This is a genomic window from Nocardioides sp. (assembly GCF_035503875.1).
Taxonomy (GTDB): Bacteria; Actinomycetota; Actinomycetes; order Propionibacteriales; family Nocardioidaceae; genus Nocardioides.
This window is the reverse complement of sequence record NZ_DATJTA010000003.1, coordinates 1-15,639: the sequence shown is the minus strand read 5'-3', so window position 1 is coordinate 15,639 and position 15,639 is coordinate 1. Positions and strand designations below refer to the sequence as shown.

General features: G+C 71.8%; 12 protein-coding genes. 6 read left to right on the top strand and 6 right to left on the bottom strand.

Translation table 11 applies throughout. The annotated features are described in order from the left end of the window. Nucleotides 1–2 precede the first annotated feature (2 nt). Together VMF51_RS00185 and VMF51_RS00180 are read left to right on the top strand one after the other, a co-directional pair. The gene (locus VMF51_RS00185; protein ID WP_325472362.1) at nucleotides 3–3,437 is read left to right on the top strand and encodes a glycosyl hydrolase; all 3,435 of its coding nucleotides are present in this window, start codon (nucleotides 3–5) and stop codon (nucleotides 3,435–3,437) included. Between the two features lie 272 nt (nucleotides 3,438–3,709). Then, entirely contained in the window at nucleotides 3,710–7,120 is a 3,411-nt protein-coding gene (locus VMF51_RS00180) for an HtaA domain-containing protein (protein WP_325472361.1), read from the top strand. 64 nt (nucleotides 7,121–7,184) lie between these two features. Here VMF51_RS00180 and VMF51_RS00175 read toward each other — a convergent pair whose 3' ends face one another. Further along, nucleotides 7,185–7,472 (bottom strand): hypothetical protein, encoded by a 288-nt coding sequence (locus VMF51_RS00175; RefSeq protein WP_325472360.1) that lies wholly within the window; start codon nucleotides 7,470–7,472, stop codon nucleotides 7,185–7,187. A gap of 50 nt (nucleotides 7,473–7,522) precedes the next feature. Here VMF51_RS00175 and VMF51_RS00170 point away from each other — a divergent pair, with 50 nt between their 5' ends. Then, complete coding sequence (locus tag VMF51_RS00170; protein ID WP_325472359.1) at nucleotides 7,523–7,879, top strand: hypothetical protein; 357 nt, start codon at nucleotides 7,523–7,525, stop codon at nucleotides 7,877–7,879. A gap of 4 nt (nucleotides 7,880–7,883) precedes the next feature. Here the strand turns inward: VMF51_RS00170 and VMF51_RS00165 are convergent, their stop codons facing one another. Then, a complete protein-coding gene (locus VMF51_RS00165; RefSeq protein WP_325472358.1) occupies nucleotides 7,884–8,450 on the bottom strand; it encodes an N-acetyltransferase in 567 nt (188 codons plus the stop codon). A gap of 41 nt (nucleotides 8,451–8,491) precedes the next feature. Here VMF51_RS00165 and VMF51_RS00160 point away from each other — a divergent pair, with 41 nt between their 5' ends. Then, entirely contained in the window at nucleotides 8,492–8,884 is a 393-nt protein-coding gene (locus tag VMF51_RS00160; protein ID WP_325472357.1) for a hypothetical protein, read from the top strand. Here VMF51_RS00160 and VMF51_RS00155 read toward each other — a convergent pair. The 4 genes from VMF51_RS00155 to VMF51_RS00140 form a co-directional block, all read right to left on the bottom strand. Further along, nucleotides 8,881–9,813, bottom strand: coding sequence for an NAD(P)-dependent alcohol dehydrogenase (locus tag VMF51_RS00155; RefSeq protein ID WP_325472356.1), 933 nt, complete (start codon nucleotides 9,811–9,813; stop codon nucleotides 8,881–8,883). The two genes, VMF51_RS00160 and VMF51_RS00155, sit on opposite strands and share 4 nt — an antisense overlap. Next, nucleotides 9,813–11,021: a saccharopine dehydrogenase family protein gene (locus VMF51_RS00150; RefSeq protein WP_325472355.1), complete on the bottom strand. Its 1,209-nt coding sequence runs from the start codon at nucleotides 11,019–11,021 to the stop codon at nucleotides 9,813–9,815. Before VMF51_RS00150 ends, VMF51_RS00155 begins: the two co-directional genes overlap by 1 nt. Before the next feature lie 343 nt (nucleotides 11,022–11,364). Further along, nucleotides 11,365–12,798, bottom strand: a complete 1,434-nt coding sequence (locus VMF51_RS00145) for a gamma-aminobutyraldehyde dehydrogenase (protein ID WP_325472354.1) — start codon at nucleotides 12,796–12,798, stop codon at nucleotides 11,365–11,367. Between the two features lie 69 nt (nucleotides 12,799–12,867). Continuing rightward, the gene (locus VMF51_RS00140; protein ID WP_325472353.1) at nucleotides 12,868–13,218 is read right to left on the bottom strand and encodes a hypothetical protein; all 351 of its coding nucleotides are present in this window, start codon (nucleotides 13,216–13,218) and stop codon (nucleotides 12,868–12,870) included. 239 nt (nucleotides 13,219–13,457) lie between these two features. On the opposite strand from VMF51_RS00140, the gene VMF51_RS00135 reads away from it, so the two are divergent. After that, complete coding sequence (locus tag VMF51_RS00135; RefSeq protein ID WP_325472352.1) at nucleotides 13,458–14,900, top strand: aspartate aminotransferase family protein; 1,443 nt, start codon at nucleotides 13,458–13,460, stop codon at nucleotides 14,898–14,900. Continuing rightward, the coding region (locus tag VMF51_RS00130) for an FAD-dependent oxidoreductase (protein WP_325472351.1) at nucleotides 14,879–15,639 on the top strand (761 nt) is incomplete at its 3' end. The genes VMF51_RS00135 and VMF51_RS00130, both read left to right, overlap by 22 nt.

Genomic DNA, 15,639 nt, shown 5'->3' with positions numbered 1-15,639 from the left:
CCATGACCCGCAGAACTCCGCTCGTCCGCGCACCGAGGCGCCGGTCTCAGGCGCTCGGCTCCTTGCTCGCGCTCTCGCTAGCAGCCGGCACCGTCGCCTCGCTCGGATCCGCGCCCGCCACGGCGAATGACCCGACGGCCGCATCCGCGCCGTCGGCCAGCGGGAGCGGCGCCGCACTCGACCTGGTCGGCGACCCCTCCGCGCTGGCCGACGTACCGGATCAGTTCCGGCCGAAGTTCCGCTGGTGGTGGCCCACCGACGCGCTCAGCACAGCCGAGATCGATGCCGAGCTGACCGCGATCAAGGAAGCCGGATTCTCCGGCGTCGAGCAGACGACGCTGCGCAACGTCGATCGATGGGGCACCCCGGCATTCATGGCGAGCATGACGCATGCGCTGACGAAGGCGAGGGAGCTCGGCCTGACCTTCGACATCACTCTCGGGCCGGGCTGGCCGGTCTCCGCGCCGGCCATCGACGAGGACCTCTCCTCACAGGACCTCGGCTACGGCACGGTCGACGTCGCCGCAGGCGCGACGTACGACGGCGTCGTCCCCGACAACCCGGGCACCAACGCGAGCGCCGTACGCCGACTGGTGGCTGTGACGGCCGCCCGGGTCGTCAGTGCTCCGGGCGTCACGCCACTGGTGCTCGACCCCGACAGCACGGTCAACCTGACCCCTCGGGTCAGGGATGGCGCCGTCGAGTGGACCGCACCGGACGAGGGGTCGTGGCGGATCTTCGGCTTCTGGATGCGGCCGACCCTGCAGGTCAACAAGCTCGGCGGCGGTGGCGGCGCGAGCGGCGCCGCCGGCGGCAGCGGCGGCCTGGTCGTCGACCACCTCAACCGCGAGGCGGTCCGCACCGCGCTGGCCAGCTTCGACTCCCGCGCCCTCGACGAGCTCGCGCCTCTGCTGCGCGCGACCGGCGGCGACATCTTCGAGGACTCCCTCGAGCTCGCCCACGGTCCCGTCCCCGCGGGCCAGTCCGCGGTTTTCTGGACCAGTGGCATGCTCCGGAACTGGACCACGATCCAGGACTACTCGGTCACCAGGTACCTGCCCGGCCTCTTCGACGAGATCGCCTTCACCGGTGGAGCCGACGCGCGGGTCAAGGCCGACTACGACGACACTGTGAACTCGCTGCTGGTCACCGACCACCTCGCCCCCATCGAGGCGTGGGTCTCCGACAAGGGCATGACCTTCCGTGCCCAGACCTACCAGGGCGACGGCCACCTGCCCACCGACGCCGGACGCCTCTCGGCCCAGGTCCCCAAGCCGGACGTCGAGTCGCTCGGCTTCGGCGACCCCAACACCACCGCCTACCAGCCCGGCACCACCGCTGGCCCCCGCCCGCCGGGCACCGGTGACAGCCGGGCCGTCATCGACCGCTACCGCCAGGTCGTGTCCGGCGCACACCGGTCCGGCGCGGACGAGGTCTCCAACGAGATCGGCGCCTCCCTGTTCGGCGCCTACCGTCAGAACGCGATCGACATCAAGCAGCTCGCCGATCACTCGCTGGCCGCCGGGGTGTCCCGGATGATCCTTCACGGCTTCGCGTACAAGGACTACAACGACACCACGGCCAGCTCGAACCCCTGGGTCGGCTGGTGCCCCTGGTGCGCCAGCTTCCTCGGCTTCGCCGACTCCTGGAACCAGGACTTCCCGCAGTTCAAGGCGCTCGCCCGCTGGTCCGACTACACCGGACGTGCCGGAGCCGTGGTCCGCACCGGCCGCCCGCAGGTCGACCTCGTCGTCCTGGACAGCGAGGCGGACATGAACGGCACCTCCAAGCCCGACCCCGTCGGCACGCCGGTCGACGACTTCCGCAAGTCCCTCTCCGACGCCGGTTTCAACTGGGACTCCATCAGCGCACACGACCTCCGCGCCGCCGGCGAGGTCGAGGCCGGCCGGCTCCTGCCCGACGGCCCCGCCTACAAGGCGCTCGTCGTCCACGACGAGCCGTCCCTGCCCGCCGCGACCGCCGAGCGGATCGTCGGGCTCGCCGAGGCGGGCCTGCCCGTCGTCGTCCAGGGCAGCGCGCCGGACGCCGGGGAGAGCATGAAGGCGCCCGCCCGCGAGGACGCGCGCGTCCGGGACGCGATCGCGCGACTCCGCACCCTGCCCGGCGTCGCTTTCGTCGACGACCCCGCCATCGTGGCCGCCACCGTCCAGGGCCTCGAGGTGACCGCCGACATCACCGGCCCCGTCGTCAAGGACGTCGTCCCGGTCCACCGGCGTACGGCGTCCGGTGACGCGTGGTTCCTCTACAACAACTCCACCGCACCGGTCGACGGGACCATCACCTTCACCACCCCGGGCGCCCCGACCGAGATCGACCTGTGGACCGGCGAGGTCACCAGGCTCGGACGGTACGCCGTCGGCAAGAGCGCCTCCGGCGCGACCACCGTCACCGTGCCCGTCCGCATCGAGGCCGAGGACACCGCGGCCTTCGTCTTCGACACCCGCAACGGCGGCGCCCGCGCCCTGGCCGTCACCGCCACCGACGCCGACCAGGTCGTCCGCGCCGGCGCCGGACTGCTGGCCCGCGACGGCCAGCCGGGCGCCCGGACGTTCACCATGTCCGACGGCACCGTCCGCACGGCCACCCTGCCGGCCCTGCCTGACGCCGTGACCATCGACGCCGGCTGGTCGCTGCACGCGACGACCACACTCCCGGCCGGCACCACCGAGACAGACATCGAGCTCGACACCCTCGCCGACTGGAAGGACCTCCCGGCGCTGAGGGGCAGGTCCGGAACCGGGGTCTACACCGCGACCGTCGACCTGCCGGCCAGCTTCACCGGGCCCGACCGCGGCACCGTGCTCCGGCTCGGCGAGTTCGCCGGCGCCGTCCGCGCCTGGATCAACGACAGGCCGGTGCCGGTGTCACAGGTCCCCGGCACCAACGAGGTCGACGTCACCGACCACCTCCGGTCCGGCGTCAACACGGTGCGGATCGAGCTGTCCACCACCCTCAACAACGCGATGCGCGCCACCGCCCAGGCCGGCACCCCCGGGTACGGCAACTTCGCCTCGCGACCCGAACTGCCCGCGGGCCTGCTCGGCCCCGTCCAGCTCGTTCCGTACGGCCAGGTCGAGGTCAAGGCTCCGGCCGCGCCGAACCCGCCCGCACCCACGGTCAAGCGGGCCACCACGACGACCCTGAAGGTGACCCCGAACCGGGTCAGGACCGGCAAGCGCGCGACCGCCAAGGTCCTCGTCACCACCGCCGGGAAGGCTCGTGCCGCAGGCAGGATCAGGGTCGTCGTCGACGGCAAGGCACGCTCCACCGCTGTCCTGAAGAACGGCCGAGCGGCCGTACGCCTTCCGAAGCTGAAGGCTGGGCGGCACAAAGTCCGCGTGACCTACCTCGGGTCGTCCACGACCGCGAGGTCGTCGTCCAAGACCGTCCGGCTCGTGGTGGTCAGGAAGCGCTGACGTCCAGCTCGAGGCCCGGCGGATCCGCCGGGCCTCGAGCCACGCCGGACTCGCGCCGCGCCTCCGGATCGGAGCGTGGTCGCGAGGGCTTCCGCCGTCGGCTGGCAGCGCGGCGCCGATCGTGGCCGGCGAGCGCGGAGGGCACAGGCACGACGCCGCCCGATTCCCCCGAGATCCGTCATTCCGTCTCGCATTTGGACACGCTCTCGTTCAACAGGTCTCTCTAAATTAGGTTTGCCTTACCTAATCACCATGATGGAAAGGCACCCGAGATGCCCGCATCCACTCGTCGGAGACGCGCCAGCACGGCCGCGGCCCTGACGTCCCTCCTCCTCGGCTCGCTCAGCGCGGTGGCGCTGAGCGCCGCTCCCGCCCAGGCCGCCGTCACGCCGGTCACGGCCGGCGCCGGGCTCGACTGGGGGATCAAGGAGTCCTGGCGCAACTACATCGGCGCCGCCGGGACGACCCTGTCCGACGGAGCCACCCGCAACGAGGACGGCACGTTCCACCTCCCCGTGGCCGGCGGCAGCTACGACGACGCGACCCGCACCACCGTCGTCGGCTTCGCCGGGACCATCGAGTTCCTCGGCCACTGCCACGGCGCGGGCGGCACCCACGTGCGTCCCTGCGACCTGGACCTGACCCTCGACGACATCCGCGTGGAGATCACCGAGGACCACGCCAGCGTCTTCGTCGACGCCGAGAGCCGTCCCATCGCCGGCGGCGAGATCGTGCGGTACGATGACGTACCGCTCGTCGACCTCGACGTCGAGGACGCCGCCCCGGTCGTGTCCGGCGGCGCCACCCGCTGGTCGGACCTGGCCGCCACGATGACCATCGAGGGCGAGCGGATCTTCAACTACGGCGCCGGCACCGTCGTCGACCCCGTCTCCTTCGGGTACGACGGTCCCGGCGGCAAGCCCGTCGGCGAGACCTGGGACGCGCCCGGCCGGACCGTGCACCACGCCACGCCCGCCGACCCGCAGCCCGCCGAGGTGCCCACCCGGGTGATGGGCACCCTGTCCGACGGCAGCCTCGTCGGCTGGGGCAACGGCGCCCGGGTCGCGATCCTGGACCCGCAGACCCTCGCCCCGAGGAGCGCCTGGGTCCGCGGGCCCGGCGTCACCGGGGACATCGTGCGCGACTCGATCGCCATCGACCCCGCGACCGACACGATCTTCGCGTCCACCATGACCACCAACCAGCAGGACCGGCGGCTGACCACCTTCGACTGGGACGGCACCACGCTGACCGTCACCGAGGTCGCCGGCAGCCACGCCCCGGACCTGATCCACGACGGCGGCAACGCCGGCGCGTGGGACCCGGAGAACGACCGCTACGTCGTCGCTCGCGCCCGGTCGAACACCGCCTCGGACCTGTGGGAGGTCGTCGACGTCGCCGGGACCTGGACCGCGCGCAAGCTCGGCCCCGTGACCCTGAGCGTCACCGGCGGCTGGTCGTTCGAGAACTCGATCGTCAACCTGGTCGCCGTCCCCGACAACGGTCGCACCGTGTTCCTCGCGACCACCCTGTTCGGGGGCAAGCCGCTGCAGCGCATCGTGAAGGTCGGCGACGGCTACCGGGGTGAGCCGCTGACCGAGGCCGGAGACATCCAGCCCGACCGCGTGCTCCGCACCCGCAACGGCGTGTACGCCGTCGCCGCCGGCGACCGGGCCGTCTACCTCCCCCTCGTCGGGTACGCCGACAACCGGCGCCTCGCGGACGCCGAGCCCGCCGTACCGTTCAACGCCGCGACCGACTCCAACCTCAACCTGGGCGCTCTCGTCTCCGACTACGCCACCGACACCCTCGTCGGCGTCACCGACTCGAGCACCAACCTCACCCGGCTCCAGCGCGGAGCCGTCGTCGCGCGCGGCCCCCTCGACAGCGGCCCGTACGGCGGCGGCCACGTCCTCGGCCTCACGCCCGACGGTGACGTGTGGGGCGTGCTGGACGGCCAGCTCCAGGTCGTCGGGTCCGCGGGCGTGAGCCCGGCGTTCCCGACCCAGCCGACCGCACCGACAGCCGACCTCGTCGGCGACACCGCCACGGTCACCCTGTCCGCCGAGGTCACCGGCACGCCCACGCCGACCCTCACGTGGCAGACCCGGATCGTCGGGCAGTCCTGGACGGACGTCACCGAGGGGGCCGACGGCGACACCCTCACCGACGAGGTGACCACCGCCGACACCGGCCGGCAGTACCGGCTCGTCGCCGAGAACGCCGCCGGCCGGGTCGCCAGCGAGCGTGTCTCCCTCCAGCTGCGTACCGCGCCGCGGATCATGGTGCAGCCCGCCGACGTCGCGGTCGCCCCCGGCGACGACGTCGAGCTGAAGGTCATGCCGGACGGGACCCCGGCACCGGACGTGCAGTGGCAGCAGCGCATCGGCGGGGTCTGGCACGACGTGCCCGGCGAGTCCGGTGCCACCCTGCGGTTGGGTGACGTCGACGCCAGCCTGTCCGGGACGGTGTTCCGGGCGCGGCTGACCAACCCGGTCGGGTCGGTGACCAGCGAGCGGGCCACGGTGACCGTCGCCGAGCCCGCGACGGAGGTCCGCGCGATCACCTCGGGCACCGTCGACTGGGGCGTGAAGGCGTCCTTCCGCAACTACATCAGCGGACCGATCGCGCACGGCCAGATCACCACGACCGGAGGCGTCACGGCGAACAGCGACGGCACCTACGCGTTCCCGGTCGTCGACGGCGTGTGGGACCCCCGGGGCACCAGCACCGTGAACCTCGGCGGCTCCGTCCGGTTCACCGGGCACGACGGCGCCACCGGACCGCAGCTCGACCTCACCATCACGGAGCCGCGCATCGTCATCGGCACGGACGACGCCACGTTGGTCGCGGACGTCACCTCCCGCGGGCTCAGCAGCGGGCAGACGGCGACGTACGACGACGTGGTGCTGGCTGACCTCGACACCGACGGTCGGGTCCAGGCGACCGGCGACACGCTGAGCCTGTCGAACGTGCCCGCCACCCTCACCGAGGCGGGAGTGCCGGCGTTCGCCGACTTCTACCCCGCGGCGACGGCGCTCGACCCGCTCAGCGGCACCCTCGGGCTCGGTGACGTGCCGGAGGAGCCGGGCACCCCCGAGGAGCCGGTCACGACCGCCACCACCGTGCTCGTCGGCGGCGCCACGCCGTACGGCCGGGGCGTCCCGGTGCGGGTCGCCGTCAGCGCGGAGGGACGTCAGGCCGTCAACGGCACCGCGCAGCTCAGCACGGCCGGCCGCACGTGGACGGCTCCGGTCGTCGACGGTCGGGCGTCCAGCACGACGCCGGCCGGGATCGTGCCCGGCTCGTACGCCGTGCAGGTGAGGTTCCTCGGCGCCGACCGGCTCGCCGCCTCCGCGGGGAGCGACAGCCTGCGGATCACGAAGGCGACCCCGAGCCTGCGGGCCAAGCTGCCCAAGAAGACGGTACGACGCGCCGCGCGAGCCCGCCTCGCCGTCGTCGCCACCGTCCCCGGGAGCAGCCTGCGTGCCACCGGGAAGATCGTCGTCCGCGACGGACGGAAGGTGATCCTGCGTGCCACGCTCAAGCCGAACGCGTCCGGTACGACGCGCGTGCGGCTCCCCCGCCTCGCGCGGGGCAACCACCGCCTCACGGTGACGGTCAAGGCCGACCCGCGGCTCCGGTCGGCGACGAGCAAGCCGGTCGTGCTCCGGGTGCGCTGACGCGCGAACCACCGCGGCCGGGCCGTGTCGATCTCGGGGTCGGCACGGCCCGGCCGCATTTCGCCTAGCTCTCGTCGTGCGGCACGGAGATGAAGCCGTCTGTCCAGTGGTCCTGGTCCAGGGTGTACGGATCGGCGATGAAGCAGTCCGGCTCGTCGCGGAAGCCCTCAAGCCCGCGCGACCGGTCGATCGCCGCCATCGCCAGCTCGACCGTGCTGTAGACGCCGATCAGCTTCACGTCGTCGCCGTCCTCCTCGTTGATCACCAGATCGCCGCTCTCGTCGCGATGCACGGTCGGCGAGCCGTCGAGGTTCCTCGCGTGCCGGATGTGCCACAGCAGGTAGACGTCCACGGGCGCACGGTAGTCGTCCTGCGGAACGTCCCGGTGGGATCCTGCGTCACATGCGCATGACGTTCCCTCGACAGCTCGTCCTCGGTGTCCTGGTCTGCGGGCTCCTCGGCGGATGCACCACCGTGGGGACGATCGAGGGCGACGACTGCGTGAGCCACCACGAGCCCGTCGCCGCCGCGGCCACCTGGGAGGACCTGGAGCAGGAGATGCTGCGCGGCACCCAGTGGGCGCGACCGGTCGCGGAGGTGCGCACGCAGCCACGAGGCCCCGGCGTCGGGGCAGGCGAGGAGGTCGTGCGCATCGTGGACCTGCTCGATCGGCGAGGTCGACGCCTCGTCCAGGTCGACGTCTGGCGCACGGAGTCCGGCGGGTGGGGCGCGGGTGTGTGGCGCAAGTGCATCGAGTAAGCGGTCAGAGCCGCGAGAACGGCGCGGCGTACGTGAAACGTCCGCGCGGGTGCAGGCCTGCGCCCAAGGTGCGCACCTGGAAGTAGTCGCCGTACTCCGCCTCCGGCGACTCGATCCCGCACCGCGTGGACGGGACGAACCCGAACCGCGCGTAGTACGCCGGGTCGCCGAGCAGGGCCACCAGCGGCTCGCCGTACTCCTCTGCGCGGGCCAGGGTCTCACGCATCAGCAGACCGCCGATCCCCTCACCCTGTCGGTCGGGATGGACGCTGAGCGGGCCGAGTCCGAGCGCGGGTACGCCGTCGACGCTCCCGCGGGTGCACACGACGTGCCCGACGACGCGGCCGTCCGACTCCGCGACCAGGGCGAGCCGCGGCAGCCAGCCCTCGTCCTCGCGCAGCCACTCCAGCAGGGTGACCTCGCCGGGCGGGCCGCCCTCGTGCACCGGAGGTGCCGAGTGCGCCGCGCCGGCGAACGCGGCGCCGACGACGTCGGCGATCGCGAGGGCGTCGGCCGGCTCCTCGGGCCGGATCCGGACCGTCCCGGCCGGGTGTTCGTGATGACTCGTCACGACGGGCAAGGTATCGCGGGACGGTGGTGTAGAAACGGCGGGTGATCGAGACGCCCTCCCCCGCCGGGATCGACCAGGCGCGCGCCCTGGCCGAGCGCTGGCTGCCCGCCTTCCTCGAGGGGCGGCGCGCGGACGACGACCTGTACGCGGACGGCGTCAGCACCTGGCACAACATCGGCGAGCGCGAGGTGGAGATCCAGCGCACGCCCTCGCGCACGCGTCAGGTCCAGGGTGGGGCCGACCTCCGGGTCGAGGACGTCCGGCTCCGGGTCTTCGACGGCGGCTGGGTCCTGCAGACGACCACCGTCGGCACCAACGCGTCCGGCGACCCGGTACGGGTGCCGACCTGCCTGGTCGTCACCCTGAGCGAGGGCCGGATCGCCCGCTTCGAGGAGTACGCCGACTCCCGGGCCGCCGAGACGCTCTTCGGCTAGGACGCGGCGTCGTGGGTGACCACGACGTTGCCGACCTTGCGACCGGTTGCGACGTAGGCGTACGCCGCCGGCAACTCGTCGAACGCGTAGGTCCGGTCGATCAGCGGCCGGTAGCTGCCCGCCGCCATTCGCCCCGCGATCTCGGTGGCCACCTCCGGACCGGCTTTCGGCACCGGGAAGCGCACCCGGGGATGAGCCGCCGCCAGCAGCAGGTTGACCCCGCCGCGGCCGAGGTCGGACGAGACGTAGGTGCCACGCGGGGCCAGCAGGTGGCGACAGGCCGCGAACGAGCTCTTGCCCGCAGCGTCGGCCACGACGTCGTACGGACCGGCGACCTCCTCGGTGACGGGAAGCTCGCGTAGCGCGTCCGGCAGCGGCTGGTCGGATACCGCCGTGACGGCGACGTCGTCGGCGACCAGCAGCTGCACGAGGGCCGACCCGATCGCGCCGGTGGCGCCGAGTATGAGGACCCGGTCGCCCGGCCGCGTGCGCGCGACCCGCGGCATGGCCAGCGCGTAGTGCGCGCCCTCCATCGCCGGCGCGGCCCCGGCGAACGACCAGCCGCCGGGGAGCCGCGCGACGAGCGAGTCGGCCGCGACCACGACCCGCTCGGCATGGGCACCGGGACGGCCGTCCGCGAAGCCGCAGACCCGATCGCCCACGGCGTACGACGTCACCCCGGGACCGACCGCCTCGACGACTCCGGCGTACTCCGAGCCCAGCACGCGGGCCCACGCGCGTGGGCGCGGCCAGCCGCAGACGGCACGGTTCACCCATGGCCGGCCGGTCAGGTAGGCCAGGTCCGTCCGGTTGACCGTGGACGCGTGCACGCGCACCAGCAGCTCGCCGGGGCCGGCCACCGGGTCGGGCCGCTCCTCGAGGCGGAGGACGCCGGGTCCGCCGTACGACTCACGGACCCAGGCGCGCATCAGCGCTCCTCCATCCCCCACGGGCTGCCGTACTCCGTGAGCAGGTCGAGGAACGGTACGGCGTCGAACGCCTCCGGACCGAGCACGCCCGCCCCCGTCCAGGTGCCGCGCGCGAGGAGCTCGAGGGCGACGACGGGGTTGATCGCGGTCTGCCAGACCACGCACTGGTGGCCGTACTCGCGCATCGTCCACTCGTTGTCGACCACGTGGTAGAGGTACGTCGACCGCGGCTCGCCGTCCTTGCCCTTCCCGGTGACCCACAGGCCGGCGCAGGTCTTGCCGGTCATCCGGGGGCCGACCGTGGCCGGGTCCGGGAGGACCGCGGCGACGACGTCGCGCGGGCTGACCTCGACGGCCTTGACCCGCACCTTCTCTGTCGAGTCGAGCCCGAGCGTGTGCAGCACCTTCAGGATGTTGATGAACTCGTCGCCGAGGCCGTACTTGAACGTCGCGCGCCGGCACTCGATCCAGCGCGGCATGAGGAGCACCTCCTCGTGCTCCACGTTGACGCACTCGACCGGCCCGATGCCCTCGGGGAAGTCGAAGACCTCCGGCTCGCTGAACGGCGGCGTGGTGTGCCAGTCGCCGTCCTGCCAGATCACCGGCGGGTTGAGGCACTCCTCGATCGTGGTCCACATCGAGAACGACGGCGCGAAGATCTCCTGGCCGTCGTCGTCGGTGACCACGAGGTTGGCGCCGTCGCGGGTGCCGAGCTCGTCGATCTCGCTGAACAGGTGGTCGGCGGCGTACCGCGCGAACACGTCGGACAACCCCGGCTCGACGCCGATGCCGACGAGCGCGAGCCGGCCGGCGCCCTCCCACCGCTCGGCGAGCGCGAACTGCTCGTCGCCGAGCTTCACCCCGGTCTTCTCGTACGGCGCGGTCGGGTGCGGCTTCGACAGCGACATCGCCATGTCGAGGTAGTCGGCGCCCGCCGCGAACGCGCCGCCGAAGATGCTCATGTTGAAGACGGGGTCGACGGCGTTCATCACGTGCGTGATGTCGTGCTCGCGGCACAGCGCGGCGACGCTGTCCACACTGCTCGCGTCGACCCGCGCGGCGGCGTACCGCTCGTCGGCGGCGGCCGCCCGCTCGGCCTTCGCCTCGTCGTAGTCGGCGATCACGATCGTCTCGAAGAAGTCGCGCCGCGCCGCGATGGCCGCGAACGCACCACCCACCCCGCCGGCGCCGATCAGGAGGATCCTCACGCTGCTGTTCCTTTCACGTCACCCGACGCTGGGTTGAGGTGCGAAGGACGAAATCCCGAGCGGCCCCCACGCTGGTTGAGGTGCGAAGGACGAAGTCCTGAGCCTCGAAACCCAGTAAGCCCTACGACGGCCTCCATCAAGGCCGCCTCTCGACTCACCAGGTTTCGAGGCTCGCTCCGCTCGCACCTCAACCACCGTCACCCACCACCCACGCTGGTTGAGGTGCGAAGGACGAAGTCCTGAGCCTCGAAACCCAGAGCCGTACGACGGCCTCGATCGGGGCTGTTCCTTGCCTCACCCGGATTCGGCACCTCCACTCGCACCTCGACCACCGTGAGGACCGTCATTCCCCGATGTAGCTCATGACGTGCTTGATCCGCGTGTAGTCCTCGAAGCCGTAGCCGGAGAGGTCCTTGCCGTAGCCGGAGTGCTTGAAGCCGCCGTGCGGCATCTCGGAGACGAACGGGATGTGCGTGTTGATCCACACCGCACCGAAGTCGAGCCGGCGCGACATGCGCAGGGCGCGGGCGTGATCCTTCGTCCAGACGCTGGAGGACAGGCCGTACTGGACGTCGTTGGCCCAGGTGAGCGCCTGCGCCTCGTCGGTGAACTTCTGCACGGTCATGACCGGGCCGAAGATCTCGGTCTGGATCTGCTCGTCGGCCTGCTGGAGCCCGGAGAGGACGGTGGGCTCGTAGAAGTAGCCGCGTTCGCCCTTGCGGGCGCCGCCGGTCTGGATCGTCGCGTGGTCGGGCAGCCGGTCGACCATGCCGGAGACGTGGGCGAGCTGGTTGGCGTTGTTGAGGGGACCGTAGTACGTCGCCTCGTCGTCCGGCAGGCCGGTCGGCATGCCCTTCGCCGCCTCGGCCAGCGCCGCCACGAACTCGTCGTGGATGCCCTGCTGCACCAGCACCCGGGTGGCCGCGGTGCAGTCCTGGCCGGCGTTGAACAGCCCGGCACCGGCGATGCCCTCGGCGGCACTCGCGATGTCGGCGTCGTCGAAGACGATGACCGGCGCCTTGCCACCGAGCTCGAGGTGCACCTTCTTCAGGTCGTGCGACGCGGCCTCGGCGACCTGCATGCCGGCCCGCACCGAGCCGGTGATGGCCACCATCTGGGGGGTCTTGTGGGACACCAGCGCCCGGCCGGTGTCACGGTCGCCACAGATCACGTTGAGCACCCCCGGCGGGAGGAACTCCTGCGCGATCTCGGCCAGCAGCGTCGAGCTGGCCGGGGTGGTGTCGCTCGGCTTGAGGACCACGGTGTTGCCGGCGGCCAGCGCGGGCGCGATCTTCCAGATCATCATCAGCAGCGGGTAGTTCCACGGCGTCACCTGACCGACCACGCCGATCGGCTCGCGGCGTACCCAGGAGGTGTGGTCGGCCATGTACTCCCCCGCCGCCTTGCCCTCCATCAGGCGGGCCGCGCCGGCGAAGAACTTGAAGTGGTCGGAGGCGTACGGCATCTCCTCGTCCATCGTGAGCTGCACCGGCTTGCCGGTGTCCTGGCACTCGACGGCGTTGATCTCGTCGACCCGCTCCTCGATCGCCGACGCGAGCTTCAGCAGCGCGTTGGACCGGTCCTGGGGCGTGGCGTAGCCCCACCCGTCGAAGGCGGCGTCGGCGGCGGCGTACGCCCGGTCGACGTCCTCGGCGGCGGAGAGTGGCGCGTGGGCGTAGACCTCGCCCGTGGTCGGGTCGATCACCTCGTAGGTCTCGCCCGAGACCGAGTCGACGAGCTCACCGTTGACGACGTTCTTGAAGGTCTGGTCTGCCATGCCGGGAGCCTAGTGACGGGCCGACGGAATCGGTAGGGCCAAGGGCCCCTCTGCGCGGAATCAGTCGCGCTAGGAGACAGCGACCACGCAGATCAACACACCCGCGATGGTCGCCGCGACCAGCGGCGCCCAGATCCCTCCGTCCGCGAAGCCGAGCACGGCGTACGACGTGAGCAGCAGCGCCGCCGCGACGAGGAAGCTGCGGCCGAACCGGACGTCGCGCGTCCGGCGTTGCGGATTCGCCCACCACACGCGGCCCAGGCTGGAGACGACAAGACCGGCCGAGAGCAGCCAGACCGTCTCGGACCAGGTGCCCATGAACAGGTACATCCCCACGACCAGCGCGGCCACGAGCAGCACGGTCGAGACGACCTCCGCAGCGAAGACGAGTGGCGTGACCGGTGCTTCGGACTCCTGCACGGACTCGCACGCTCCTTCAGTCACCGCCACGCCCACGTCGGTCGTGGCTGCGATGGTGCCGGGTCGCCGGAGGGGTCGTCCATGACTGCCGCGCGATGCCCGGAAGACGACGCGGGCTCTTGTCACCCGGGTGCCAAACGCGCCACCGGGGACCCGGCGCGACGAAATCAGTTGAAGATCACCCCCTGCGACAACTGATTCACTTGCAATAGCGGGGGGACGCCGCGCACCATGGTGCTATGAGCGCGGACTACGAACACCTCCAGCGGGCAGCCAAGGACCACCTCTGGATGCACTTCACCCGGCACGACTCGTACCGGGACGCCGACGTGCCGATCATGGTCCGCGGCGAGGGTGCCTACCTGTACGACGCGCACGGCAAGCGGTACCTCGACGGGCTCGCGGGCCTGTTCGTCTCCCAGCTCGGCCACGGTCGTGAGGACCTCGCCGAGGCGGCGGCCGCGCAGGCCAAGGAGCTGGCCTTCATGCCGCTGTGGTCCTACGCCCACCCGTCCGCGATCGAGCTCGCGGACAAGATCGCGGCGTACGCCCCCGGTGACTTGAACCGCGTCTTCTTCACCAGCGGTGGCGGCGAGGCCGTCGAGACCGCGTGGAAGCTGGCCAAGAACTACTTCAAGCTCACAGGCCGACCGATGAAGCACAAGGTGATCAGCCGCGCGATCGCCTACCACGGCACCACCCAGGGCGCGCTCTCGATCACCGGCCTGCCGCTGCTCAAGCAGCAGTTCGAGCCGCTGGTGCCCTCGACCTTCCGGGTGCCGAACACCAACATCTACCGCGCTCCGCAGCACGGCGATGACCCGGAGGCGTTCGGCCGCTGGGCGGCCGACCAGATCGCGGTCGCGATCGAGAACGAGGGTCCCGACACGGTCGCCGCCGTCTTCCTCGAGCCCGTCCAGAACGCCGGCGGCTGCTTCCCGCCCCCGCCCGGCTACTTCCAGCGGGTGCGCGAGATCTGCGACGAGTACGACGTACTCCTGGTCAGCGACGAGGTCATCTGCGCCTTCGGCCGGCTCGGCCACATGTTCGGCGCCGAGCGCTACGGCTACCAGCCCGACATCATCACCTGCGCGAAGGGCATCACCTCCGGCTACGCCCCGCTCGGCGCGATGATCGCGTCGGAGAGGCTGATGGAGCCCTTCCTCGCCGACGGCGAGATGTTCGCGCACGGCTACACCTTCGGCGGGCATCCGGTCTCCACCGCCGTCGCGCTCGCGAACCTGCGGGCCTTCGAGGAGGAGAAGGTGCTGGAGAACGTCCGCTCGAACGAGGCGACGTTCCGCTCCACCCTGGAGCGCCTGAAGGACCTCCCGATCGTCGGCGACGTCCGCGGCGACGGGTACTTCTACGGCATCGAGCTCGTCAAGGACAAGGCCACCAAGGAGACCTTCGACGACGACGAGTCCGAGCGCCTGCTGCGCGGCTTCCTCTCCGGCGCCCTGTTCGAGGCCGGCCTCTACTGCCGCGCCGACGACCGTGGCGACCCGGTCGTGCAGCTGTCGCCGCCGCTCATCTGCGGGCAGGAGGAGATCGACTTCATCGCCGCCACCCTGCGCGAGGTGTTGACCGAAGCCGGGAAGCGAGCGGATCTGATGCCACACTCGAGTGGGGAGGAACCGGCCCCCGGAGCACGAGCGGCATGGGGCGCGGAGAAGAACTAGCGGCGGGGGCAGCATCGGGCTATCAGCGGCTGTCCCTGTGGTGGGAGGCCATCCCGGTCCCGCTGCCGCCGCGCCCGGCGCTCACCGAGGACCTCGACGTCGACGTCTGCATCGTCGGCGCCGGGTTCACCGGGCTCTGGACGGCGCACTCGCTCGCTGTTGCTGACCCCACCCTGCGCATCGCCGTCCTGGAGCGCGAGGTGGCCGGCTTCGGCGCCTCGGGGCGCAACGGCGGCTGGTGCTCCGCGCTGTTCGCCACGTCCGACGCTGCGCTGGCCCGCCAGCACGGCGTCGAGGCCATGCGATCCATGCGCCGCGCCATGCAGGAGACGGTCGACATCGTGGGCGCCAGCGCGGCGAGCGAGGGCATCGACTGCCAATTCGCCAAGGGCGGCATGATCGACCTGGTGCGGAGCGAGGCCCAACGCCAGCGCGCCATGGACGAGGTCGACGAATCACGCGCGCTGGGGTTCGGCGAGGACGACCTGCGCTGGCTCGGGGCGGACGAGGCACGCCAGGTCACCGGCGCCGCCGGCGTGTTGGGTGCGACGTTCACGCCGCACTGTGCCGTCGTGCAGCCGGCGCTCCTGGCCCGCGGGCTGGCCGACGCAGTCGAGCGGCACGGGGTGCGGATCTACGAGCACACCGAGGTACTCTCGCTGCGCGCCGGCCAGGCGGGCGACCGGCCGGCGGTCGCGACCCGGGGCGGTACCGTACGGGCGCAGTACGTCGTGCGGGC